Below are 23,403 nucleotides of genomic sequence, written 5' to 3'. Positions count from 1 at the left end.
TCATTTAATACAATACCCGGAAGCCAAAGAAAAAAACAGGCAGAAGCTCTGCCTGTCATTTTTCCATATCCATTTTAAATTCCAAAAACAATTCGTTGTAGACGCCAAGCATCTCAAGGCCCAGGTTTTCATAGACTTCGAGGCGTTCGCGCATTTCTTCTGTCGGATAGAATCGCTCGTCTCCAGTAACTTCAGGATCCATTAACTCCATCGCGGCCTGGTTCGGCGTCGAATAGCCGACATATTCGGCATTCTGCGCGGCTACTTCCGCATCCAGCATGAAATTGATGAATGCGTGTGCGCCTTCGACATTATCGGCAGTTTTCGGAATGATCATGTTGTCGAACCATAGATTTGAACCTTCCTCGGGTACGGAAAAATCAATTTCCTCATTCACGTACATCATATCGGCTGCCTGGCCCGACCAAGTCAATGCAACAGCCGCTTCTTCGCGGCGCATCATTTCAACGATTTCGTCGCCGATGATCGCTTTCGTATTCGGGCCGAGCGTCTTCAGTTTATCCGTTGCTTCACGCAACTCGCCAAGATCGGTCGAATTCAGCGAGTAGCCGAGGCTGTTGAGGCCCATGCCGATCACTTCGCGTGCGCTGTCGACGAGGATGACTTCCTGCTTCAAAGACGGGTCCCAAAGGTCATCCCAGCTTTCGAACGTCTGGCCGTCAAGCAAGCTTGGGTTGAAAGCGATGCCGACAGTCCCCCAGAAATAGGGGATGGAATATTCATTGCCGGGATCAAACGGCAAATCCAGGAAATAAGGGTCGATGTTTTGGAGGTTCGGGATCTTCTCCAAATCAATCGGGATCAGCAAATCGTTTTCCTTCATTTTTTCGATGGCGTATTCAGAAGGCATGGCGACGTCATACGAGGTGCCGCCTTGCTCAATTTTCGTCATCATGGCTTCGTTCGAATCGAAGGTTTCATAGATGACGTTGATGTTCGTTTCTTCTTCAAATTGCGCGACCAATTCCGGATCGATGTATTCGCCCCAGTTGTAGACGGTAATTGTTCCGCCTCCAGATGCAGAAGAGCCTTTTTCCAATGCAGATACCCCGTAAATCAGCAATGCCGAGACGATGAGGATCGCTATGCTTGTCTGTACGATGCTTTTCATATCACAGGCCTCCTGTTCCTGGCGTATTGCGAGACGCGCGCTGGCTAAAGCTGTAATAACCGATCACCAGTCCAAGCGTGACGATGAAGATGAGAGCTGACAATGCATTGATCGTCAATGTGATACCGGCGCGTGCCATCGAGTAGATTTCTACCGATAATGTGGAAAAGCCATTGCCAGTGACAAAGAACGTCACCGCGAAATCGTCCAATGAATACGTGAGCGCCAAGAAAAAGCCGGCAAAAATTCCGGGCTTGATGAACGGGATGATGACCCTCGTCAGGATATCGCGTTTTGATGCACCAAGGTCTGCCGCTGCATCGATCAAGCTATCGCTCATTTCCTGCAGCTTCGGCAGCACCATAATGACAACAATCGGAATGCTGAACGCGATGTGCGAAATCAGCACGGACGCGAAGCCGAGCTTGACACCGATCATCGTGAACAAAATCAGGAATGATGCCCCGATGATGACGTCCGGGCTGACGATCAAAATATTATTCAGCGACAAGACTGCATTGCGCATTTTGCGGTTGCGCAAAAAGACGATGCCGATCGCGCCGAGCACGCCGATCGCGGTCGCAATCAGCGAAGAAAGCAGGGCAACAATGACCGTGTTCATCAAAATGATGATGAGGCGGGTGTCGCTGAAAACAGCGCCGTAATGCTCCAGTGTAAATCCTTCAAACGACGACATCGTGCCGCCGCTATTGAATGAATAGAAAATCAGGTAAAAAATCGGTGCATACAGGATGATGAAGACCACAGCCAAATAGGCTTTGCCTTTCTTACTTAATTTTCCCATTTGCCATGCCTCCTTTGTCGCGCTGGCCGGTCAGCATCATGATGATGATCATGAACAAGATCAGGAATACGGCAATTGTCGAACCCATGCCCCAGTTTTGGGTGACAAGGAATTGCTGTTCAATGGCCGTACCCAGCGTGATGACTTTATTGCCCGCGATCAAGCGTGTGATGACGAAAAGCGACAGGGCAGGGATGAAGACGGCCTGGATGCCGGATTTCACGCCGTTGATGGCGAGCGGAAAAATGACGCGGCGGAAAGTCACCCATGAAGAAGCGCCTAAATCACGTGACGCGTCAATCAATGCGGGATTCATCTTATCGAGCGAATTGAAAATCGGCAAAATCATGAACGGAATGAAAATATAAACCGACACGAAGATAAAGCTGAAATCAGTAAAGAGAATCTGCTGTTCGCCGATGCCAATCGCTTTCAGGAATCGGTTCGCCGGGCCATAAAGCCCGAAAATGCCGATGAACGCATAGGTTTTCAATAATAAGTTGATCCAAGAAGGGATGATGATCAATAGGAGCCATAATTGCTTATGCTTCGTCTTGGTCAGCCAATAGGCTGTCGGGTACGCAACGATCAGCGTGAACACCGTAATCAGGAAGGCGTACCAGAACGAGCTGAGCGTCAGCCGCAAATAAACGGAAGAGAAAAAGTTCTTGTAATTATCGAACGTCAAATTGCCGCTGATGTCAAAAAACGAATAATAGACGATCAGCGCAATCGGTGCGATGACAAAGAGTGCAATCCACAAATAATACGGAATCAGGTAGAAAGGGCGCGATGAATTATTTCTCATGGCTTTCAGCCCCGTACGATTCAAGCCGCGCGTCAAATGCTTCTTCGGTTTCGTTCAAGCGCATGACGTGGATGGCTTCAGGTTCGAAATCGAGCCCGATGCGTGAACCGACTTCCGCTTTTTTAGTGGAATGGACAAGCCATTCGTTGCCCACTTCATCGAGTGTGGAAATCTCGAAATGCACGCCGCGGAATAATTGCGTGTCGACGACGACCGCCATTTTTCCTTGCTCGACCGAAGTGATTTCCAAATCTTCCGGACGGATGACGATTTCAACTTGCTCGTTCGGGTTCAAGCCCTGGTCGACGCATTCGAATTCCTTATTGGCGAAACGCACCCGGTAATCGGCGGCCATGACACCGGCAACGATGTTCGATTCACCGATAAAGTCCGCCACAAAGCGGTTGATCGGCTCATCGTAAATATCCATCGGTGTCCCGCTTTGCTGGATTTCTCCGTCTTTCATGACGAAGATCTCATCGGACATCGCGAGCGCCTCTTCCTGGTCATGGGTGACGAAAACGAATGTCTTGCCCAAACGCTGCTGCAATTCCCGCAGCTCGTACTGCATTTCGGTGCGGAGCTTCAAGTCCAATGCGGACAACGGTTCATCCAGCAAAATCACTTCAGGATCATTGACGATTGCGCGGGCGATGGCGACGCGCTGGCGCTGGCCGCCGGACATCTCCAGAATTTCACGGTTTTCATAGCCTTTCAAATTGACGAATTCCAACGCTTCTTTGACGCGGCGGTCGATTTCCGACTTTTTCACTTTCTTGATGCGCAGGCCGAATGCGACATTTTCAAAGACATTCAAATGAGGGAAGAGGGCATAATCCTGGAACACCGTGTTTACTTGGCGCTCGTTCGCCGGTATCTTATTGACTTTCTTGCCTTCGATATAGATATCGCCTTGCGTCGGCGTGATAAAGCCGGCAATCAAACGCAGAATCGTCGTTTTGCCGCAGCCCGATGGACCAAGAAGTGTATAGAATTTCCCTTTTTCCAGCTCAAAGCTGATATCTTTCAGAACCGGGGCATCCCCGTTATAAGTTTGTGTCACGTTATCAAATCGGATGATTGATTGGTCAGACATATGATCCCTCCTGGTTTATAAATAAGATTGTGTGGCGACAATGATCAATTCCGTTTTGCCGTCTGCATTATTGATCAATTGGTGATTGTCGGAAGCTTCGTAATAAATGGAGTCACCGGTATTTGCTGTGTATTCAGTGCTGCCAAGGACCAGGCGAACGCTTCCTTCAATAACATAGATGAACGTCTCCGCCAGGGAAGGCTCGAACCGCTTGAAATGCCCGTTGCCGTAGAGCGTCAAATAAACCGGTTCCATCTCTTTTTCATTTGAAGTGGCGACGAGCCAATCTATTTCGTAGCCGGCTTCCTCGTCTTTGTGCACAACATGGTCTTGCGGCGTATACCTGATTTTCGTTTCTTTATCTGTATCGTCGAAAAAATCTCTGGGCGTCGTGCCCAGCACTTCAAGCAAGGAAAAAAGAGTTTCAATCGAAGGGGAGTTCATATCCCGTTCGAGCTGGGAAATAAACCCTTTGCTCAGATCTGTCCGCTCGCCAAGTTCTTCTTGTGTCAAACCGTTCTTTAAGCGCAGGCGCTTGATTTTTGCCCCGATCTCCATATTATCCCTCCATTAAGAATTACTGAGCCAATCAAACAAAAGTTTAGTTAAAGTAGATTGAAAGTTTACTATTAGCATCTTTTATTATACAAAAAAACAGAGGAGAGTCAAATTGATATTATTTAAACTTAATTGGAACATATCTATTGCTTTTTACTGCAATGATTTACTATCATAGAGAAAGTGCAAAACACAAAACATACAATGACAGCGAACTTATAAATTAATTGGCTGCGCCATCGCATTGATGGGCGCCGGGAATTCCGTGCAACGGAATCCCAGCCACCGCTCGCAGCAAAACGGAAAAAGCTTAACCAATTTTGGGAGTGATTTGAGTGAATAGCAAAATGAATTTTTTCTTGGACCCTAAAAAACGTGTAGTCCAAAAATCTTCTATTATGAATTACAAACAAGAACAGCAGGGACTTTACCTTTTGGCAGATAAAAAGTTCATCAACTGGATGGACGTTCATACGTATTGCCATTCCTGCCTGTCAAAACTGACATTCGACGACGAATTTGATGCGAGCTATTGCTCAGGCTGCAACGAATGGCGCGAAGAGAAATGCAGCGATGCCACATGCGAATATTGTGACAAACGGCCGAAAAGGCCGCTGGATCCCCGCCGATGAGCGGGGTTTTTTATTGTCTTTTTGTGGTGGATAAGTGGGGAAAACGCAACAAGGCTTGTCAATCCATCTGGTACTTGTGATAAAATGAGAACAGTCAATGAGTTTGGGGGATGGACATGAAAAAGGAATTCGTAGTAATAGGGCTAGGGCGCTTCGGCGGCAGCATTGTCCGTGAACTGATCGAACAGGACGCAGCCGTCATGGCGATTGATAAAGACTCGGAACGGGTGGATGAATTTGCGTCAATTGCGACTCAAGCGGTAGTAGCGGATACAACAGATGAAACCGTACTTAAATCGCTGGGCATCCGTAATTTTGAGCACGTCATTGTCGCGATCGGCGAAAACATTCAGGCCAGCATCCTGACAACATTGATGCTGAAAGAGATCGGGGTCAAGCAAATCACCGTAAAAGCCCAAAACGACTATCATGCGAAAGTGCTGAACAAAATCGGTGCTGACCGCGTTGTCCACCCGGAACGGGATATGGGTATACGCATTGCGCATAATATGCTGTCGAACAACGTACTCGATTATTTGGAGCTGTCAGACGAGCATTCGATTGCAGAAGTCCAGGCCAATGAAAAACTTGCAGGACGCACATTGATTGGCCTCGATATCCGCGCAAAATACGGCATCAACATTGTTGCCATTAAACGCGAAAAAGACATCATCGTGTCACCGCAAGCGGACATGGAAATCGAGTTGGCGGATGTGCTGATCATTATCGGCTCGGATTCGGACATCAACCGCTTTGAGAAAAAAGTATTGAATTAAACGCTAAAAAAGACAGTCCCGCAAGCCATCAATGGCTTGCGGGACTGTCTTTTTAGTTCTGTTTACACTTCCATGATGACCGGTAAGATCATTGGGCGGCGTTTTGTTTTTTCGAACAGGTACGGTCCTAAGACATCGGAAATGTCATTTTTTAGTTCTGACCATTCCGTATCCTTGCCGTGGATCTTTTTCTTCAAATGGCGGTTCAGCATTTGCTGGGCTTCGTAGATCATCGTGCCGGATTCTCTCATATAGACGAAACCGCGGGAGATGATATCCGGACCAGACACCATTTTATTGTTCTTCATGTCGACACTGACAACGACGATAACCAGCCCTTCCTCAGAAAGGACGCGGCGGTCGCGTAAAACGATGTTGCCGATGTCGCCGATTCCGCTGCCGTCGATGTAAACATCGCCGGAAGGGATGCGGCCGGCAACTGAAGCTTCGTTTTCGCCCATTGCCAGCACGTCACCATTTTCCATGATGAATGTGTTTTCACGCGGTACCTCGCAATCGACAGCAAGTTCTGCGTGCTGTGCTTGCATTCTGTATTCACCGTGGATCGGCATGAAGTACTTCGGTTTGATCAAACGCAGCATCAATTTGTTTTCTTCCTGCGATCCGTGGCCGGATGTATGGATATTGTTCAACGAACCGTGGATAACATCAGCCCCGGCGCGGAACAGCAAGTTGATCGTGCGGTTGACGCTGCTCGTATTGCCCGGAATCGGGGAAGACGAGAAGACGACTGTATCATTTGGCTGGATCTGAATTTGGCGGTGTGTGCCGTTAGCGATGCGCGACAGAGCCGCCATCGGTTCACCTTGGGAACCAGTGCAAAGAATCAATGTTTCGTTTGCCGGCAATCTGTTCAAGGTTTGGGTATCGACAAAGGCATCTTCAGGCGCATTGATATAGCCAAGTTCGCGGCCAATCGTCATGGCGTTGTCCATGCTGCGGCCGAATACCGCGATTTTGCGGCCTTGCGCTACCGCTTCATCTGTAACTTGCTGTAAGCGGTAAATATTCGAAGCGAATGTAGCAAAGATCAATCTGCCATCCACTTTTCTCATAATGTCTTTGATCGTTTCGCCGACTTTGCGTTCCGACATCGTGAAGTTCGGAATTTCAGCGTTTGTGCTGTCGGACAGCAGGCAAAGAACGCCTTCGCTGCCGATTTGAGCCATTTTCAACAAGTTCGCCGGTTCGCCGACAGGTGTGAAATCGAATTTGAAATCTCCTGTATGGACAATGCTGCCAGGCGGCGTCTTAACGACAACGCCGAACGAATCCGGAATACTGTGGGTTGTGCCGAAGAAGCTGACAGAAGTTTTGCGGAATTTGATTACATCGTCTTCCCCAATTTCGATCATCTTCGTTTGGCGCAGCAAACCATGTTCTTCCAATTTTTTGCGGAGCAGACCTAAAGCGAGCTTGCCGCCATATACCGGGATATTGATCCGTTTCAATAAATAAGGGATGCCGCCAATATGGTCTTCGTGGCCGTGTGTGATGAAAAGGCCTTTGATCTTATCAGCGTTCTTTACCAAATAAGTGTAATCCGGAATTACATAATCGATTCCGAGCAAATCGTCTTCCGGAAATTTGATGCCGGCGTCAATCAGGATGATTTCATCCTGGAATTGCACGCCGTATGTGTTTTTGCCGATTTCACCTAGTCCGCCGAGGGCGAAAACTGCAACTTGATCATTTTTAACGAATTTCATCGTTTATTCCAAACTCTCTAATTCGAAATTCGGGCTGTCTTGCTCGTATTGAAGGTGGTTGCCTTCAAGCAGCTGGATGAATTCGATGTTGTAATTGCGGTCTTTCAAATGGTCTCTTACTTCACGCTCGGATGAAGCTTCAACATAGAGGCTTTGAGTGTTTTCGCGAACTGGTACCTCTGCACGGTTTTCCTGATATAATACTTTAAAAATCATATTTTGCTCTCCTTTTACACGTTCAATTAAATTCACTTTCTTTATATTATCACGACAATGTTCTAAAATAAAGAATAGCCCTCCTAATTTCTTTTAGAAGGGCCGAATAATTATGCGATTTTCTTTTTGTTCATGATGCCATTGAGCTGTCTAAGCAGTTTTCTCTTTAGACGTTTCAGCATGGCTAACTCACTCCTTGCCGGCATTATACTATATTTTCTGACAATTGTAAAGGTGCGGGCTTTGCATATTCTTTTTTAGAAATGGAGATTTTAACCAATGGGAAAATTATTATTGCTCGATATTGACGGAACCTTATTGAACTCACACAAGGAATTGCCGGCCAGCGCAAAATCCGCGCTAGCACAAGCGCGTGAAAACGGCCATGAATTGGCAATCGCAACAGGCCGTGCGCCATTCATGTTTGAAGAATTGCGGAAAGAGCTGGACATCGACACATTCATTTCATTTAATGGCCAGTATATCGTCCACCAGCAAAAGCCGATCCACAAAGAATCGCTGGATCCGGAAACACTCGAATCGATTTACGAATATGCAGAACAGCAGGACCATCCTCTGGTCTTCATGAATGAAACCAAAATGGTGTCATCGATCGATTACCATCCCCACATTGAGGAAAGCATCAAGAGCCTTAAGTTTTTGCACCCGGAAACCGAAGCAGGATTTCATGCCGACAACGAAATCTACCAGGCGCTGGTTTTTTGTGAAGAACAAGAGGAGCAGCAATACCACGACAAGTTCAAGACGGTCGATTTCGTGCGCTGGCACCGCGTGTCTTGCGATATCTTGCCAAAAGGCGGCACGAAAGCAAGCGGCATCAAGCGCCTCATCAAATTGACCGGCCATTCAATCGAAGACACGATTGCATTCGGCGATGGCTTGAACGATTTGCAGATGATGGAGACCGCCGGATACAGTGTCGCGATGGACAATGGGCATGAGCAGACAAAAGCGATCGCTTCTTACATCACAGATCATGTTGACAACGACGGTTTAGCGAAAGCCTTCAAACATTTGGGCTTAATTTAATAGCGCATAAAAGCATAAAAAAAGGCTTGGGAGATTATTCTCCCGAGCCTCTTTCAATTGGTGTTGCATTTTCAATTTCGGCAAACGGATTCTCGGCATTGATGTGGTCGAAGAACATGATGCCATTCAAATGGTCGAGTTCGTGCTGGAAAGCAATGGCCGGCAATCCCTTCAAGCGCATTTTATACTCTTCACCTTGTAGGTTGTATGCTTTAACGGTAATGCGTGCATAGCGCGGCACATAGCCGGGCACGGCGCGGTCAACCGATAGGCAGCCTTCGCCAGTGGTCAAATAGGATTTTTCCACAGAGTGGCTGACAATTTTCGGATTAATTGCGATCAGGCTCATATTCTCTTCAGTGGAAGGGTCGAAATAAAGTGCGAATATCCGCTTTGCTTGATTGACTTGCGGAGCCGCGATCCCGACGCCTGCGCGAAGGTCGTATTTTTCAGCAAGCTCATCATCCTGGCTATTTTTTACATATTCCAAAAGGCTTTCAGCCAAAGCCTTGTCTTCAGCCGATAGGGGAAGCGCCACTTCTTCCGATCGCTTTCTTAAGGTCGGGTGGCCTTCGCGTATAATGTCTTTCATTAATATCAACAGGTTTCATCCTTTCATTCTTGCCGTTATAGTAATTATATCTTAAAAAAGCTTTTCAGGAAAAGAAAATCAGCTTATGAAATGTTGAAGGAAAAATAACTAATTGGTCATCCGTTCCGCTCTATCCATCACGCAGTTGTGTTTTTTAAATGGCGACATTATAGTTAAAGGAAGGATTAAGGGGAGGGTTTATATTGAATAAAGTGATTACGGCCACTGTAATTTCAAGTGCACTGTTTTTAGGCGCATGTTCAGGGCCGGCGGCGGAAGAACAATTGGATAGCGTTTTAAAAAGTACATTTGATGCTGAAAAAGATTATCGCGATACACAAAAAGATATGCAGAAACTGGAAGAGGATGAACAACAGCTTTTTGAGTCGATCATGTCATTGACTCAGGAAGAGCAGGAAGAAGTTGGTGCGCAAGCAGAAGAAGCGATTGCATCAGCCAAGGAACGTTTGGAACTTCTGGCTAGTGAGAAGGAATCGATGGCTGCTGCGCAGGAAAATTTCAAAGAAATTGACGCAGTAATAGAAGAAACCGACGAAGAGAACGTCAAATCCGGTTTGACGGACTTAAAGGCGAAGATGCAGGAGCGCTTTGAAGCGCACGCGGCTTTTGCTGACGCTTATGAAAATCTGAACATGCAGCAGCAGGAATTATATACGATGCTGCAAGATGAAAACTCCACTCTCCAGTCCTTGCAGGAAAAAGCGCTGGCGGTCAATGGCCAGAACCAGCTTGTACAGGATGCTGTTACAGCATTCAATGAAAAGACCGAACAGTTCAATGAACTGAAAAACAGCGTCATCAGCGAAATTGAAAAAAGTGAAGAGTAAGCGGCCCTCGCGGCCGCTTTTTCTGTGTTATAAAAGCTTCGTGGAAGTTCACTGTAATATAGCACAGGTCTTTCACTTTAACTAGTACAGATGGAATGTGATGGAATTTTCTATTTTCATATAATGCTTATGGCTTATAGGTTAGCTATGATTGACCTGCAAAATTTTCTCACGTATACTGAAAAAGTATATGCATTGTATTACTAATTGAATAAAATAATTTTAATACAGATAAAGGAGAGTTGCTATTATGGCTGCGAAAAAATCACAGCAGTTCCAACCAGTGGAAACACTGCACGCAATTGAAGAAAAGTTTGAAATGGTCCAGATTCTTAATGAAGAAGGCGAGATCGTCAATGAAGAGGCGGACCCGAAACTATCGGATGAAGATTTGCAGGAATTGATGCGCCGCATGGTGTTCACACGCATTCTTGACCAACGTTCGATTTCATTGAACCGCCAAGGGCGCCTTGGATTCTACGCACCTACTGCAGGACAGGAAGCTTCACAATTGGCGTCTCATTTCGCGTTGACGAAAGACGATTTCATTTTACCGGGCTACCGCGACGTACCTCAATTGATCTGGCACGGCTGGCCGCTTCACCAGGCCTTCCTATTTTCACGCGGCCATTTCATGGGGAACCAAATGGAAGAAGGCTTGAACATTTTGCCTCCTCAAATCATTATCGGCGCGCAATTCATTCAGGCAGCCGGTGTTGCATTAGGCTTGCAGAAACGCAAAAAAGAAGCAGTTGCTGTTACATATACAGGTGATGGCGGTTCATCTCAAGGAGATTTCTACGAAGGCATCAACTTTGCGGGATCATTCCGTTCGCCGGCTATCTTCATTGTGCAAAACAACCAATACGCGATTTCCACTCCGCGTGAACTTCAGACATCCGCTAAAACAATTGCCCAAAAAGCTGTTGCAGCCGGAATCCCAGGCGTCCTAGTAGATGGCATGGATCCGTTGGCGGTTTATGCAGTAACACGTGACGCTCGCGAGCGCGCTGTCAAAGGCGAAGGCCCGACATTGATCGAAACGCTTTGCTACCGCTACGGACCGCATACGATGGCAGGGGATGACCCGACACGCTACCGTACATCGGACACAGACAGCGAGTGGGAAAAGAAAGATCCGCTTATCCGCTTCCGTAAATACCTTGAAGCGAAAGGCTTGTGGAACGAAGAAAAAGAAAACGAAGTAATTGAACAGGCGAAGGATGAAATCAAAGCCGCGATCAAAAAAGCAGACAGCGCTCCGAAGCAGACGGTTACGAATATGCTTGAAATTATGTACGAAGAAATCCCATTCAACGTTCAGGAACAGCTCGATATCTACAAAGCAAAGGAGTCGAAATAAGCGATGGCACAAATGACTATGGTTCAAGCAATCACCGACGCTCTAAGAACTGAGATGAAAGACGATGAAAATGTTCTGGTTTTTGGAGAAGATGTCGGCAATAACGGCGGCGTTTTCCGTGCTACGGAAGGGCTGCAAAAAGAATTCGGAGAAGACCGCGTTTTTGACACGCCTTTGGCAGAGTCAGGAATCGGCGGACTGGCAATCGGTTTAGGCCTTCAAGGGTTCCGCCCGGTAGCTGAAATCCAATTTTTCGGTTTTGTTTATGAAGTGATGGATTCAATCAGCGGACAAATGGCACGCATGCGTTTCCGCAGCGGCGGCAGCTTGAATTCGCCTGTCACAATCCGTTCGCCTTTCGGCGGCGGTGTGCACACACCTGAAATGCACGCGGATTCATTGGAAGGCTTGATGGCTTCACAGCCAGGTTTGAAAGTTGTCATCCCGTCCACACCGTATGACGCAAAAGGCTTGCTTATTTCTTCTATCCGCGACAACGATCCTGTCATCTTCCTGGAGCATTTGAAATTATACCGTTCAGGGCGCCAGGAAGTTCCGGAAGAATCATACACGATTCCACTCGGCAAAGCCGACGTGAAGCGTGAAGGCACAGACTTGACGATCATCGCCTATGGCGCAATGGTCCAAGAAAGCTTGAAAGCTGCAGAAGAACTTGAAAAAGAAGATTTTTCAGTAGAAGTGATCGATTTGCGCACTATCCAGCCGCTTGACATCGAAACGCTTGTCGCTTCAGTTGAGAAAACTGGGCGTGCAATGGTCGTGCAAGAAGCTCAGAAGCAAGCGGGCATCGCTGCAAACATCGTTGCAGAACTGATGGACCGTACAATCTTGAGCCTCGAGGCGCCGGTTCTGCGTGTAACTGCACCGGATTCCATCTTCCCATTCTCGCAGGCTGAACAAGTTTGGCTTCCAAATTCGAAGGATATAGTAGAAACAGCTAAAAAAGTTCTAACGTTTTAATGTTCGAGAATAGAAAGGGTGAAACTAATGGCTTTTGAATTTCGTTTACCGGATATCGGTGAAGGTATCCACGAAGGTGAAATCGTAAAATGGTTCGTAAAAGCGGGAGACCGCATTGAAGAAGACGACATCATGTTTGAAGTGCAGAACGATAAAGCGGTAGTTGAAATGCCGTCGCCAGTATCGGGCACAGTTAAAGAAATCATTGTCGAAGAAGGAACAGTTGCAGTTGTTGGAGATGTGCTCGTGCGCATCGAGAGCGATGACGCGGCTGACAATGAAGGTTCAGGCGAAGAGCCAGCACCGGCTCCTGAGAAAAAAGAAGAACCTAAAGGCGAAGAAGAAACAGAAGAACAAGTACAGGCTGGAACAGCGGAAGCTGCCCAAAATGTTGATAAAGAACCGGCGAAAGAAGAACAGCCGGCATCAGAAGAAACAGGTGCTGGTTCACAGGCGCAAGCACAAAATGCGCCGAAAGATCCGAATGCACGCGTTATCGCAATGCCATCCGTCCGCAAATTTGCACGCGACAAAGACGTCGACATCACTCAAGTTACTGGCTCAGGAAATAACGACCGCATCTTGAAAGAAGACATCGAATCGTTCATGATCGGCGGACAGCAGCAAGCAGCAGATGCGCCGGCAGCAAGCACTGAAACTGCAGAAGCAGTGCCAAAAGAAGAGGCTGCAAAAGAATCTTCTAAAGAAGCGGCTCCGAAAGCAGCTCCTGCACCAGAAGGTGAATTCCCTGAAACGCGCGAAAAAATGTCCGGCATGCGCCGTGCCATTGCCAAAGCGATGGTCCACTCAAAACAAACGGCACCGCACGTAACGTTGATGGACGAAGTCGATGTGACAGAACTTGTTGCACACCGCAAAAAGTTCAAAGACATTGCAGCAGAAAAAGAAATTAAATTGACTTACTTGCCGTACGTGGTCAAAGCACTCGTCAGCACATTGCGCGAATTCCCGGCATTGAACACGTCGTTCGATGACGAAACAAGCGAAGTCATCCAAAAGCATTATTTCAACATCGGCATCGCTGCTGATACGGAAAAAGGCCTGCTTGTGCCGGTCATTAAAAATGCTGACCGCAAATCAGTGTTCGCGATTTCCGACGAAATCAACGGCTTGGCAACGAAAGCACGCGACGGCAAATTGTCGCCTGCAGAAATGAAAGGCGCGTCTTGCTCGATCACGAATATCGGTTCAGCTGGCGGCCAATGGTTCACGCCGGTCATCAACCACCCGGAAGTGGCAATCCTTGGAATCGGCCGCATCGCCGAGAAACCAGTAATTAAAAATGGTGAAATTGTAGCAGCACCTGTGTTAGCATTATCATTGAGCTTCGATCATCGAATGATTGATGGAGCAACTGCACAGCATGCATTAAATCACATCAAGCGTTTATTAAGCGAACCAGAATTATTATTAATGGAGGCGTAAAACTTATGGTAGTAGGAGATTTTCCGATCGAAACAGACACGCTCGTCATCGGTTCAGGCCCTGGCGGATATGTAGCAGCAATCCGTGCAGCGCAAACTGGCCAAAAAGTAACAATCGTTGAGAAAGAATACATCGGCGGAGTATGCTTGAATGTCGGCTGTATCCCTTCAAAAGCGATGATTTCTGTAGGACACCGTTTCGAAGAGGCGAAGCATTCTGAAGACATGGGGATTATTGCAAAAGAAGTTTCCCTTAACTTTGAAAAAGCACAAGAATTCAAAAACGGCGTTGTGAAAAAATTGACTGGCGGCGTTGAATCATTGCTAAAAGGCAATAAAGTTGAAATCGTCCGTGGCGAAGCTTATTTCGTAGATGAAAACACAGTCCGCATCATGGACGAAAAATCGTCTCAGACTTATAAATTCAAAAACGTCATTATTGCTACTGGATCTCGTCCGGTTGAAATTCCGACGTTCAAATTCACGAAGCGCGTCATCAACTCTACAGGGGCTTTGGCTCTTACAGAATTGCCTGGCAAACTTGTTGTCATCGGCGGCGGTTATATCGGTACGGAACTAGGAACTGCATTTGCGAATATGGGTTCTGAAGTTACGATTCTTGAAGGCGCACCTGACATTTTGGCTGGATTTGAAAAGCAAATGACGGCTATCGTCAAAAAAGGCTTGAAGAAAAAAGGCGTCGAAGTCATTACAAAAGCATCAGCAAAAGGCGTTGAAGAATCCGATGCAGGCGTCAAAGTGACATATGAAGCAGGCGGGGAAGAAAAAACACTTGAAGCTGATTACGTATTGGTTACTGTCGGACGCCGTCCGAATACAGACGAAATGGGCCTTGAAGAATTGGGCTTGAAAATGTCTGAACGCGGCTTGATCGAAGTCGACAAACAATGCCGTACAAGCATCTCGAATATCTATGCAATCGGTGATGTTGTCGCTGGCCTGCAATTGGCTCATAAAGCATCATACGAAGGCAAAGTTGCTGCAGAAGCGATTGCTGGTGAAAAATCAGTTGTTGATTACTTGGCGATTCCTGCGGTCTGCTTTACAGATCCTGAACTTGCAAGTGTCGGACTTTCAGAAGAGCAAGCAAAAGAAGAAGGATTCGAAGCGTCAGCTGCGAAATTCCCATTTGGCGCAAACGGCCGTGCTTTGTCTCTGAACGCTCCTGACGGTTTCGTAAAACTGGTTTCACGCAAAGAAGACGGCTTGTTGCTTGGTGCACAAATCGTTGGTGCAGGCGCATCTGACATGATCGCTGAACTTGGCCTTGCAATCGAAGCAGGAATGACTGTTGAAGATATCGCCATGACAATCCACGCTCATCCGACTTTGGCTGAGATTACGATGGAAGCTGCGGAAGTAGCGCTTGGCACTCCAATCCACATCATTAAATAATAAGGAAAGAAGCCGCTGCAATGTGCACGGCTTCTTTTTTTATGCAAAAATTTATGGTAAAATTTCACTGAAAGGGCGATGGTGATCATCTATGATACAGAAAAAATGGGCAGTTTTATTGGCCAGCACAATATTATTGGCAGGATGCGGAAATGCGGTCAGCGAAGAAGCTGTGCAGCAGGAAGAGACCGCGCCTGCTGAAGCACCGGAACCTGCAAAAGAAGAGGTTCCAGTGCCGGAAGAAGCGCCTGAAGAACCTGAACCACCAGTTGAACAAGCGGAACCGGCATATCGTCTTAATCCTGCGAACTGGGGCGTTGAACCAATTGGGGAAGCTCCTGCGCAAGCTGTATTGCTAACCATTGACGATGCACCGGCTGAGCATTCGGTCGGGATGGCTGAAACATTGAAGGCAGCTGACGTTCCGGCGATCTTTTTTGTCAACGGGCATTTTCTCGACACCGAAGAAGAAAAAGCGAATCTGAAGAAAATCCATGAAATGGGCTTTGCCATCGGCAACCATACATACAGCCATACTAATTTGAAGACAATCGATGACGCCCAGCAGCGGGAGGAAATCATCTCATTGAGCGCGGCGGTGGAAGAAATCATCGGCGAAAAACCGGTATTTTTCCGTGCGCCAAATGGTACGAACACGGATTTCAGCAAAGGGCTTGTCGAAGCTGAGGGCATGCTGCTGATGAATTGGAGTTACGGTTATGACTGGGAAAAGCAGTACAGCGAAGCGGGAGCTTTAGCTGACATCATGGTCAATACGGAATTTTTGCGGAACGGGGCCAACCTGCTGATGCATGACCGTGCTTGGACAGCGAAGGCGCTTCCGGCTATCATCGAAGGGTTGAAAAACAAAGGTTATGGCTTTATCGACCCGGCAGATATTGAACGCGCAGGAAAATAAAAAAACAGCCCGGGGCATAGCACCCGGGCTGTTTTGGTTTTAACGTATCGCTTTTTGTTCCTTGATGACACGCAGCTTTTGCAAAGAATCGTCTTCCGGGCCTTGGACGGGCAATCCGGCTTTGATGTTCATATCGATGTAATCGATGTTTTCCTGAGTAATGATTTCACCCGGTATGAAAATCGGGATGCCAGGCGGATAGACCATGATAAATTCAGCTGAGATGCGTCCGACTGCTTCTTCGATTGGCACCACTTCGGTCGTTGCGTAGAAAGCATCGCGCGGTGTCATCGCCAGGCTAGGAATATCCGGAAGCAAAACGACAGGCTCGACAATCGCCGCTTCACTTTCATACGCTTCGCTCATGCGATGCAGCGCGTTGATCAACAAATTCAGTTCTTTACGTGTATCGCCGATGGTTACAAGGCAAAGAATATTATACAAATCGGATAATTCGATTTCGATATTGGCGTTTTCCCGCAGCCATTCTTCCGCTTGGTGTCCGGAGATGCCGAGGTCTTTGACGCTGATTAAGAGCTTTGTCGGATCCATATCGTAGGTAGCTGACGTATTCAAGATTTCTTTGCCGACGCAGCGCAGATGCGGTATTTTATTGATGCGCTTGCGGGCGTCCTGGGACAGGCGGATGGCTTGGTCGATCAAATCGAAGCCATGGACCGCCAATTGGCGGCGCGCCGTATCCAGTGAAGCCAGGATAGGGTAAGACGTCGAAGTCGTGGTCAGCATCGACAGGATGGATTGCACGCGCTTCGGTGAAACAAGGCCTTCCTTGACGTTTAAGACGGAGCTTTGCGTCATTGAACCGCCAAGTTTATGGACAGAAGTAGCTGCCATATCCGCTCCGGCAGACATTGCCGAGACAGGGAGTGCTTTATGGAAATGGATGTGGACGCCATGCGCTTCATCAACCAGCACGGGAATGTCGCGCTCATGCGCGATGGAAACAATGCGCGTTAAATCGGCTGCGACCCCGAAATAAGTGGGGTTGATGACGAGCACTGCTTTGGCGTCCGGGTATTCGATTAAGGCTTTTTCCACAGCTTCCGCTGAAATGCCATGTGAAATGCCAAGTTCTGGATCTACTTCCGGATGGATGAAGATTGGAATAGCCCCGGCGAAAACGATCGCCGACATGATTGATTTATGGACGTTGCGCGGCACCAGGATTTTATCGCCTGGGCCGACGACGCTCAGAATCATCGTCATGATTGCGCCGCTTGTTCCTTGTACAGAGAAGAACGTGTAATCTGCTCCGAAAGCCTTTGCAGCAAGTTCTTGCGCTTGCTTGATCGCGCCTTTTGGAGAATGCAAATCATCCAAAGGGGCGATATTGATCAAGTCTATCGATAATATATTATCGCCGACGAATTCTCTGAATGCCGGATCGACGCCTTGGCCTTTTTTGTGGCCAGGAATATGGAATTGAATGGGATGCCGATTCCGGTGCTTCAGCAAAGCATCGAATAACGGAGTTTCTAATTGAGACAATGGGAACCCACCTAACTTATTAAAAATAAAAACAAATTGAATTATAGCATGCCAGTCATCGCTATACTATTAAAATAAAAGGAATTCACGCAGTTTTATCGAATATTTCTAAAGTGGAAAGGGAGGAGATTGTTTTATGAAATTTAACACGCGAATTACAGAATTGCTGGGAATCCGTTTGCCGATCGTCCAAGGGGGGCTTGCATATTTAGCTTATGCAGACTTGGCGGCTGCTGTTTCCAATGCCGGGGGGCTTGGCCAGATAACAGCCATGAGCCTAGCGGATCCTGAACAATTAAGAGCAGAAATCCGTAAAGTGCGTACGATGACCGACAAACCTTTCGGCGTCAACTTCGCGATTGGGGAACACGGCCGCGCTTTTTCCCATATGCTCGCAGTTGCCATTGAAGAAAATGTGCCGGTCGTATCAATGACCGGCGGGAATCCGACGCCGATTTTTGAACAGTTGGAAGGTACGCCGATTAAAAAGTTGGTGCTGGTAGCTGCAAGGCGCCAAGCGCAGAAAGCCGAAGAACTTGGAGCGGATGCAGTCATGGTCGTCGGCCACGAAGGCGGCGGGCATCTTGGGCGCGACGACATCGGCACAATGGTGCTGATACCGCAGGTAGTTGATGCCGTGTCGATTCCTGTTATCGCCTCAGGCGGCATCGGGGACGGGCGCGGCTTGATGGCGGCTCTCGCGCTGGGAGCGGAGGGAATCGAGATGGGAACGCGTTTTATCGCGACCAAGGAATGCGTCCATGCCTCACAAATTTACAAAGAGGCATTGATTTCCAGTTCGGAAAATGATACCGTCATCATCAAGAAGAGCATCGGTGCTCCAGCCCGTACATTGAAAAACAGCTGGACTGATAAGATTCTTGAAATAGAAGCCGAGACGCCGACTTATGAAGCGCTGCGCACATATGTCAGCGGCGAGGCCAATAAAAAATACATCTACGAGGGCAAAACCGAAGAAGGTTTCGGCTGGGCCGGGCAAGTAGCAGGCCTGATCCACGACGTGCCGACTGTCCAGGAGCTATTCAGCCGCATGGAGCAGGAAGCCGAAGCCGTCGCTGGCAAATGGTCTCTCATGATTGGAAAGTAGGAAATCACTATGGATTATTCGTATCCCTTCTCCATCGACTGGAGCACAGATGAAATCATCGATGTCGTCGCCTTTTTCGAAGGCATAGAAATGGCCTATGAAAAAGGCATTAAACGGCAAGACCTTTTAGCCCGCTACCGCAGGTTTAAGGAAATTGTGCCGTCCATCGCTGAAGAAAAAACGTATTTCAGGGAATTCGAGGAAGAAAGCGGCTATGCCAGTTTTCCTGCGATCAAGGACATGAAAACGAAAAGCGATGATGAAATCATCAAGATAAAAAAATAAACAAAAGTTCCTCAGCTCAGCGCTGTGGAACTTTTGTTTTGTTCAGGAGAATGTCGTAAATCGGCAGCAATTGTGAAAAAGTGTCTTCCACAGCTGCATGGAATTCTTCCATACTCATCTGCACGGCTTCTTCACGTGTAATGTGGCGTCCGATCACCAATTCGCCTTTTTTAACGTCTCTCAAACGAACGAGCAAACGGTCGATGCCATCTGAAGACAATTCATCCAGGTCGGAAGCTTCCGGTTTCATGTGGTCTCCGGACAACATGAAATCTTTCGGCAGCGCTTCAAGCGCGTTTGATGCCAAGAGGCGTTCCGCCATCGCGCTTTTTCCGGAAGCTTCATAAATGACAGCCAGAATCACGAAAACATGGCTGTTCCATAAACCGATCTGGAAATGCGGAACAGCTTTATAGCCGCGCTTATGTGGAGCGAAAGCGACCCAGCTGTCATTTGGGGGATTGACAGTGCGGCGCATATGCTTGGCAACATGCGGGTAAAACTCTTCACCGGTCTTGCCGGAGAAAAAAGAAGAATAGTCTTTACCGAGTTCTTCAAATTTAGGGCGCACATGGGCAATCAATGCCTCCATGCGTCTTTCAAGTCCAGGTGTTTCAAAAACTTCGAAATCTTGCTGGTTCCAGTAGGCCATAAAATAGGTTTCCTCCTTTAAATCGAAACTCAGGTTTCATTTTAACGAAGTTTGGGAAGAAAGAGTATAAATAAGTTTTTCTCACTCGCCAATGGGGTATATATAAATAACTTTAATTCGAGAAGTCTGAATTATCGGAATGCGAAGAGGAAGGGGTGCTTATCTATGAAACAGATGATTCAAATCATCCGCAAAGCTGAAGTGGAAAAGGAATACATCAATGCATTGAAGCTGGAATTGGATTATGAGCTTGCATCTTTGTTTGACGCAATGCAGCAGAAAGATGAATTGCAAAGCGGCAAGAGCGAAAAACGGCTCCAAGAAATCCATGTTGAACTGGAGGCCCTTCATGCGCTCTAATACATTTATCACATAAAGGCACCTACTGAGAACAGACAGTATGTGCCTTTTTCGTTTATATTATAGAGAGCTTTAAAAAAGGGGAGGACCACCAGTGAATTTGCATGAAATGGACAGATACATAAAATCACTTATAAAAGAAGCGGGCCACCGCATCCGCACATCATTCCGCGGAGACATCGAAATCGAAACAAAAGCGCACGTCAACGACTTGGTCACGAATATCGACAAAGAAATTGAACAGCTCTTCATAGAACGCATCAATACCGATTATCCCGGCCACCGGATTTTTGGTGAAGAAGGATTCGGCAACGATATCCAAGATTTGAAAGGCGTCATCTGGATGCTTGACCCAATTGACGGCACGATGAACTTCGTGCACCAGCAGCGTAATTTTGCCATTTCACTGGGCATTTATAAAGACGGCGTTGGCGAGCTGGGCTATATCTACGATGTCGTAAATGACGATCTATACCATGCGGTTAGAGGCGGCGGTGCATACTTCAACGATGAGAAACTGCCGAAGCTGCAGGAGACATCGATTTCCGAATCGATAATCGGCATGAACGCCATGTGGGCGACGCCCAATAAATACGTCGAACACGAATCGACAATTCGGTTGATCCGTGATGTCCGCGGTACCCGGTCCTACGGTTCGGCTGCGCTGGAATTGGCATTTGTCGCTAGTGGGCGTATAGACGCTTATATTTCCATGCGCTTGTCGCCATGGGATATTGCAGGCGGCTCCGTCATCGTCCGGGAAGTAGGCGGAATGACGTCGAATTTCAAAGGCGACAAAGAGAATTTGCTCGTACAGGACACTTTTATGGCGGCTAATCCGTCGATACATGGCAAGATTCTTTCTGAATACATTCAGCCCAAATAAAAAAAGGTGCAGATATCCGCACCTTTTGCACGCCGCCGGGAAAGTTCCCGGCGGCTTTATTTCTGATCGCTTACAGAACGCCTGCATCAATCATCTCTTTTTTCTTTTTGAAACCGCGCGCCATGACAAAGCCAAGCAGCACGATAGCCAGTAAAATTCCTGGCACGCTGCGCAAGCCTACGGCAACTCCGATACCAGCCATTGAAAGCATTGCAGCAAGTGAATAGAAGACAAAAATCCATTTTATATTTTTCACGGTATTTTCCTCCTAGGATAAACGCTTGAAATAAAGTCTTAGGGTTTTCCCCCTATATGTGATATACTAACACAGTTATAGGGACGAAAAAAGAATAATTGGAGTGAAAGTATGACTAACTTACGTAACGACTTAAGAAACATTGCTATTATTGCCCACGTTGACCATGGTAAAACGACGCTTGTGGATCAGCTTCTGCAGCAATCAGGAATCTTCCGTTCAAATGAACACATGGAAGAACGCGCTATGGACTCTAACGACATCGAGAGAGAACGCGGAATCACGATTCTTGCAAAAAACACAGCCATTCAATATAAAGACGCTAAAATCAACATCCTTGATACACCTGGACACGCCGATTTCGGTGGAGAAGTTGAACGTATCATGAAAATGGTTGATGGTGTCTTGCTAGTAGTTGACGCTTATGAAGGCTGTATGCCACAGACGCGTTTTGTATTGAAAAAAGCACTTGAGCAAAACTTGAAGCCAATTGTAGTCGTCAATAAAATTGACCGCGATTTCGCTCGCCCGGAAGAAGTGGTTGACGAAGTCATCGAATTGTTCATCGAACTTGAAGCGAATGACGAGCAATTGGAATTCCCGGTTATTTTTGCATCAGGCATGAACGGTACAGCAAGTCTTTCATCTGACCCTGCAGACCAGGAAGAAAACATGCAAGTAGTCTTCGATGCAATCATGGAACATGTTCCAGCGCCAATCGATAACAGAGATGAGCCACTTCAATTCCAAGTAGCGCTTCTTGACTACAATGATTATGTTGGGCGTATCGGAATCGGCCGCGTATTCCGCGGAACGATTGAAGTCGGACAATCTGTATCCTTGATGAAACTTGACGGTTCTGTCAAAAACTTCCGTGTTACGAAAATCCACGGTTTCATGGGCTTGAAGCGCATTGAAATCCAAAAAGCCGAAGCTGGCGATTTGATTGCCATTTCTGGTATGGAAGATATCAACGTAGGGGAAACGGTATGTCCTTCAGATCATCCTGAAGCATTGCCGATTCTGCGCATTGATGAGCCTACATTGCAAATGACATTCCTTGTCAACAACAGCCCGTTTGCCGGTAAAGAAGGTAAATGGATCACTTCTAGAAAAATCCAGGAACGTTTGGATGCACAATTGCAAACAGACGTATCGCTTCGTGTAGAACCTACAGATTCACCTGACGCTTGGGTAGTTTCCGGACGTGGAGAATTGCATTTGTCGATTTTGATCGAGAACATGCGCCGCGAAGGTTTTGAAATCCAGGTTTCGAAACCGGAAGTTATCGTCCGCATGGTTGATGGCGTACGCTGTGAACCAGTAGAACGCGTTCAAGTGGATGTTCCAGAAGAATACACTGGCGCTATCATTGAGTCTCTTGGTGAGCGCAAAGGTGAAATGCTGGATATGATCAATAACGGAAGCGGACAAGTCCGTTTGGTATTCAATGTACCAGCACGTGGATTGATCGGCTACACGACTGAGTTCTTGACTCAGACGCGCGGCTACGGAATCATCAACCACACATTCGACAGCTACCAGCCAGTTGCTTCTGGCCGTGTCGGCGGACGCCGCCAAGGTGTATTGGTATCTATGGAGCGCGGTAAAGTTTCGACTTACGGCTTGATGGGCATCGAAGACCGCGGAACTGCTTTTGTCGAAGTCGGAGCTGAAATCTACGAAGGCATGATCGTCGGCGAACATAACCGCGACAGCGATTTGACGGTTAACATCGTTAAGATCAAAGCAGCGACAAACATTCGTTCAGCGAACAAAGACCAAACAACGACAATGAAAAAAGCTCGTTTGATGAGCCTTGAAGAAGCTTTGGAATACTTGAACGACGATGAGTATTGCGAAATCACGCCACAAACAATCCGTTTGCGCAAGAAAATTCTTGATAAAAACGAACGCGAGCGTATGGCTAAGAAGAAAAAAGTAGCAATCGAAGAATAATAGACTGGGAGGATGTATAAT

General features: G+C 47.2%; 25 protein-coding genes. 14 read left to right on the top strand and 11 right to left on the bottom strand.

The window, feature by feature from the left end; all coding sequences use genetic code 11:
• Window positions 1-55: 55 nt before the first annotated feature.
• From QMA09_RS08455 to QMA09_RS08435, 5 genes are read right to left on the bottom strand one after another with little or no spacing between them, the layout of a single operon-like run.
• Entirely contained in the window at window positions 56-1,132 is a 1,077-nt protein-coding gene (locus tag QMA09_RS08455; RefSeq protein WP_290212773.1) for an ABC transporter substrate-binding protein, read from the bottom strand.
• Between the two features lies 1 nt (window position 1,133).
• Window positions 1,134-1,937 (bottom strand): ABC transporter permease, encoded by an 804-nt coding sequence (locus QMA09_RS08450; RefSeq protein ID WP_290212772.1) that lies wholly within the window; start codon window positions 1,935-1,937, stop codon window positions 1,134-1,136.
• Window positions 1,921-2,745, bottom strand: a complete 825-nt coding sequence (locus QMA09_RS08445) for an ABC transporter permease (protein ID WP_135500277.1) — start codon at window positions 2,743-2,745, stop codon at window positions 1,921-1,923. Before QMA09_RS08445 ends, QMA09_RS08450 begins: the two co-directional genes overlap by 17 nt.
• Window positions 2,735-3,841, bottom strand: coding sequence for an ABC transporter ATP-binding protein (locus QMA09_RS08440; protein ID WP_290212771.1), 1,107 nt, complete (start codon window positions 3,839-3,841; stop codon window positions 2,735-2,737). Before QMA09_RS08440 ends, QMA09_RS08445 begins: the two co-directional genes overlap by 11 nt.
• Window positions 3,842-3,856: 15 nt before the next feature.
• Window positions 3,857-4,399: a helix-turn-helix domain-containing protein gene (locus QMA09_RS08435; protein ID WP_135500275.1), complete on the bottom strand. Its 543-nt coding sequence runs from the start codon at window positions 4,397-4,399 to the stop codon at window positions 3,857-3,859.
• Between the two features lie 335 nt (window positions 4,400-4,734).
• Here QMA09_RS08435 and QMA09_RS08430 point away from each other — a divergent pair, with 335 nt between their 5' ends.
• Both QMA09_RS08430 and QMA09_RS08425 read left to right on the top strand, forming a co-directional pair.
• Window positions 4,735-5,031 (top strand): hypothetical protein, encoded by a 297-nt coding sequence (locus QMA09_RS08430; RefSeq protein WP_135500274.1) that lies wholly within the window; start codon window positions 4,735-4,737, stop codon window positions 5,029-5,031.
• Between the two features lie 116 nt (window positions 5,032-5,147).
• Window positions 5,148-5,807: a potassium channel family protein gene (locus QMA09_RS08425; RefSeq protein WP_135500273.1), complete on the top strand. Its 660-nt coding sequence runs from the start codon at window positions 5,148-5,150 to the stop codon at window positions 5,805-5,807.
• A 62-nt stretch (window positions 5,808-5,869) separates the two neighbouring features.
• On the opposite strand, the gene rnjA is transcribed toward QMA09_RS08425, so the two are convergent.
• Window positions 5,870-7,537, bottom strand: coding sequence for a ribonuclease J1 (gene rnjA, locus QMA09_RS08420; RefSeq protein ID WP_290212770.1), 1,668 nt, complete (start codon window positions 7,535-7,537; stop codon window positions 5,870-5,872).
• A 3-nt stretch (window positions 7,538-7,540) separates the two neighbouring features.
• Window positions 7,541-7,753: a DNA-dependent RNA polymerase subunit epsilon gene (locus QMA09_RS08415; RefSeq protein WP_135500271.1), complete on the bottom strand. Its 213-nt coding sequence runs from the start codon at window positions 7,751-7,753 to the stop codon at window positions 7,541-7,543.
• 279 nt (window positions 7,754-8,032) lie between these two features.
• Here QMA09_RS08415 and QMA09_RS08410 point away from each other — a divergent pair, with 279 nt between their 5' ends.
• The gene (locus QMA09_RS08410; protein WP_135500270.1) at window positions 8,033-8,803 is read left to right on the top strand and encodes a Cof-type HAD-IIB family hydrolase; all 771 of its coding nucleotides are present in this window, start codon (window positions 8,033-8,035) and stop codon (window positions 8,801-8,803) included.
• Between the two features lie 34 nt (window positions 8,804-8,837).
• Here the strand turns inward: QMA09_RS08410 and def are convergent, their stop codons facing one another.
• Window positions 8,838-9,404 (bottom strand): peptide deformylase, encoded by a 567-nt coding sequence (gene def, locus QMA09_RS08405; protein WP_290212769.1) that lies wholly within the window; start codon window positions 9,402-9,404, stop codon window positions 8,838-8,840.
• 203 nt (window positions 9,405-9,607) lie between these two features.
• On the opposite strand from def, the gene QMA09_RS08400 reads away from it, so the two are divergent.
• From QMA09_RS08400 to QMA09_RS08375, 6 genes are all read left to right on the top strand, one after another.
• Window positions 9,608-10,243: a YkyA family protein gene (locus QMA09_RS08400; protein ID WP_290212792.1), complete on the top strand. Its 636-nt coding sequence runs from the start codon at window positions 9,608-9,610 to the stop codon at window positions 10,241-10,243.
• Window positions 10,244-10,493: 250 nt separating this feature from the next.
• Window positions 10,494-11,606 (top strand): pyruvate dehydrogenase (acetyl-transferring) E1 component subunit alpha, encoded by a 1,113-nt coding sequence (pdhA, locus tag QMA09_RS08395; RefSeq protein WP_135500267.1) that lies wholly within the window; start codon window positions 10,494-10,496, stop codon window positions 11,604-11,606.
• 3 nt (window positions 11,607-11,609) lie between these two features.
• A complete protein-coding gene (locus QMA09_RS08390; RefSeq protein WP_135500266.1) occupies window positions 11,610-12,587 on the top strand; it encodes an alpha-ketoacid dehydrogenase subunit beta in 978 nt (325 codons plus the stop codon).
• Between the two features lie 27 nt (window positions 12,588-12,614).
• Window positions 12,615-14,033, top strand: coding sequence for a dihydrolipoamide acetyltransferase family protein (locus QMA09_RS08385; RefSeq protein WP_290212768.1), 1,419 nt, complete (start codon window positions 12,615-12,617; stop codon window positions 14,031-14,033).
• Window positions 14,034-14,038: 5 nt separating this feature from the next.
• Window positions 14,039-15,448, top strand: a complete 1,410-nt coding sequence (lpdA, locus tag QMA09_RS08380; protein WP_135500264.1) for a dihydrolipoyl dehydrogenase — start codon at window positions 14,039-14,041, stop codon at window positions 15,446-15,448.
• A 91-nt stretch (window positions 15,449-15,539) separates the two neighbouring features.
• Window positions 15,540-16,367, top strand: coding sequence for a polysaccharide deacetylase family protein (locus QMA09_RS08375; RefSeq protein ID WP_290212767.1), 828 nt, complete (start codon window positions 15,540-15,542; stop codon window positions 16,365-16,367).
• A 39-nt stretch (window positions 16,368-16,406) separates the two neighbouring features.
• Here the strand turns inward: QMA09_RS08375 and QMA09_RS08370 are convergent, their stop codons facing one another.
• The gene (locus QMA09_RS08370) at window positions 16,407-17,876 is read right to left on the bottom strand and encodes an aminotransferase class I/II-fold pyridoxal phosphate-dependent enzyme (protein ID WP_290212766.1); all 1,470 of its coding nucleotides are present in this window, start codon (window positions 17,874-17,876) and stop codon (window positions 16,407-16,409) included.
• Between the two features lie 136 nt (window positions 17,877-18,012).
• On the opposite strand from QMA09_RS08370, the gene QMA09_RS08365 reads away from it, so the two are divergent.
• Window positions 18,013-18,984 carry an NAD(P)H-dependent flavin oxidoreductase gene (locus tag QMA09_RS08365; RefSeq protein WP_290212765.1) on the top strand — a complete coding sequence of 324 codons (972 nt, stop codon included), beginning with the start codon at window positions 18,013-18,015 and terminating at the stop codon, window positions 18,982-18,984.
• 9 nt (window positions 18,985-18,993) lie between these two features.
• Window positions 18,994-19,269: a UPF0223 family protein gene (locus tag QMA09_RS08360; protein WP_135500260.1), complete on the top strand. Its 276-nt coding sequence runs from the start codon at window positions 18,994-18,996 to the stop codon at window positions 19,267-19,269.
• 16 nt (window positions 19,270-19,285) lie between these two features.
• Here QMA09_RS08360 and QMA09_RS08355 read toward each other — a convergent pair whose 3' ends face one another.
• Entirely contained in the window at window positions 19,286-19,921 is a 636-nt protein-coding gene (locus QMA09_RS08355) for a YktB family protein (protein ID WP_290212764.1), read from the bottom strand.
• A 165-nt stretch (window positions 19,922-20,086) separates the two neighbouring features.
• Between QMA09_RS08355 and QMA09_RS08350 the strand changes: the two genes are divergently transcribed.
• Together QMA09_RS08350 and QMA09_RS08345 are read left to right on the top strand one after the other, a co-directional pair.
• On the top strand, window positions 20,087-20,281 hold the full coding sequence (locus QMA09_RS08350) for a hypothetical protein (RefSeq protein WP_290212763.1): 195 nt from the start codon (window positions 20,087-20,089) through the stop codon (window positions 20,279-20,281).
• Window positions 20,282-20,375: 94 nt separating this feature from the next.
• Complete coding sequence (locus QMA09_RS08345) at window positions 20,376-21,167, top strand: inositol monophosphatase family protein (RefSeq protein ID WP_290212762.1); 792 nt, start codon at window positions 20,376-20,378, stop codon at window positions 21,165-21,167.
• Between the two features lie 70 nt (window positions 21,168-21,237).
• On the opposite strand, the gene QMA09_RS08340 is transcribed toward QMA09_RS08345, so the two are convergent.
• Window positions 21,238-21,423, bottom strand: coding sequence for a YlaF family protein (locus QMA09_RS08340; protein WP_135500256.1), 186 nt, complete (start codon window positions 21,421-21,423; stop codon window positions 21,238-21,240).
• Between the two features lie 111 nt (window positions 21,424-21,534).
• Between QMA09_RS08340 and typA the strand changes: the two genes are divergently transcribed.
• Entirely contained in the window at window positions 21,535-23,382 is a 1,848-nt protein-coding gene (gene typA / locus QMA09_RS08335; RefSeq protein ID WP_290212761.1) for a translational GTPase TypA, read from the top strand.
• Window positions 23,383-23,403 lie beyond the last annotated feature (21 nt).

It is taken from the genome of Planococcus sp. APC 3906 (assembly GCF_030407685.1).
In the GTDB taxonomy this organism is placed as follows: Bacteria; Bacillota; Bacilli; order Bacillales_A; family Planococcaceae; genus Planococcus; species Planococcus koreensis.
This window is presented reverse-complemented; position numbering and strand designations above follow the sequence as displayed.

What these genes read in the sequence shown, in the direction of transcription:
- QMA09_RS08455 (WP_290212773.1), bottom strand. Translation starts at nt 1,132, where the DNA reads ATGAAAAGCATCGTACAGACAAGCATAGCGATCCTCATCGTCTCGGCA.
- QMA09_RS08450 (WP_290212772.1), bottom strand. Translation starts at nt 1,937, where the DNA reads ATGGGAAAATTAAGTAAGAAAGGCAAAGCCTATTTGGCTGTGGTCTTC.
- QMA09_RS08445 (WP_135500277.1), bottom strand. Translation starts at nt 2,745, where the DNA reads ATGAGAAATAATTCATCGCGCCCTTTCTACCTGATTCCGTATTATTTG.
- QMA09_RS08440 (WP_290212771.1), bottom strand. Translation starts at nt 3,841, where the DNA reads ATGTCTGACCAATCAATCATCCGATTTGATAACGTGACACAAACTTAT.
- QMA09_RS08435 (WP_135500275.1), bottom strand. Translation starts at nt 4,399, where the DNA reads ATGGAGATCGGGGCAAAAATCAAGCGCCTGCGCTTAAAGAACGGTTTG.
- QMA09_RS08425 (WP_135500273.1), top strand. Translation starts at nt 5,148, where the DNA reads ATGAAAAAGGAATTCGTAGTAATAGGGCTAGGGCGCTTCGGCGGCAGC.
- rnjA (WP_290212770.1), bottom strand. Translation starts at nt 7,537, where the DNA reads ATGAAATTCGTTAAAAATGATCAAGTTGCAGTTTTCGCCCTCGGCGGA.
- QMA09_RS08415 (WP_135500271.1), bottom strand. Translation starts at nt 7,753, where the DNA reads ATGATTTTTAAAGTATTATATCAGGAAAACCGTGCAGAGGTACCAGTT.
- QMA09_RS08410 (WP_135500270.1), top strand. Translation starts at nt 8,033, where the DNA reads ATGGGAAAATTATTATTGCTCGATATTGACGGAACCTTATTGAACTCA.
- pdhA (WP_135500267.1), top strand. Translation starts at nt 10,494, where the DNA reads ATGGCTGCGAAAAAATCACAGCAGTTCCAACCAGTGGAAACACTGCAC.
- QMA09_RS08390 (WP_135500266.1), top strand. Translation starts at nt 11,610, where the DNA reads ATGGCACAAATGACTATGGTTCAAGCAATCACCGACGCTCTAAGAACT.
- QMA09_RS08385 (WP_290212768.1), top strand. Translation starts at nt 12,615, where the DNA reads ATGGCTTTTGAATTTCGTTTACCGGATATCGGTGAAGGTATCCACGAA.
- lpdA (WP_135500264.1), top strand. Translation starts at nt 14,039, where the DNA reads ATGGTAGTAGGAGATTTTCCGATCGAAACAGACACGCTCGTCATCGGT.
- QMA09_RS08375 (WP_290212767.1), top strand. Translation starts at nt 15,540, where the DNA reads ATGATACAGAAAAAATGGGCAGTTTTATTGGCCAGCACAATATTATTG.
- QMA09_RS08365 (WP_290212765.1), top strand. Translation starts at nt 18,013, where the DNA reads ATGAAATTTAACACGCGAATTACAGAATTGCTGGGAATCCGTTTGCCG.
- QMA09_RS08360 (WP_135500260.1), top strand. Translation starts at nt 18,994, where the DNA reads ATGGATTATTCGTATCCCTTCTCCATCGACTGGAGCACAGATGAAATC.
- QMA09_RS08355 (WP_290212764.1), bottom strand. Translation starts at nt 19,921, where the DNA reads ATGGCCTACTGGAACCAGCAAGATTTCGAAGTTTTTGAAACACCTGGA.
- QMA09_RS08350 (WP_290212763.1), top strand. Translation starts at nt 20,087, where the DNA reads ATGAAACAGATGATTCAAATCATCCGCAAAGCTGAAGTGGAAAAGGAA.
- typA (WP_290212761.1), top strand. Translation starts at nt 21,535, where the DNA reads ATGACTAACTTACGTAACGACTTAAGAAACATTGCTATTATTGCCCAC.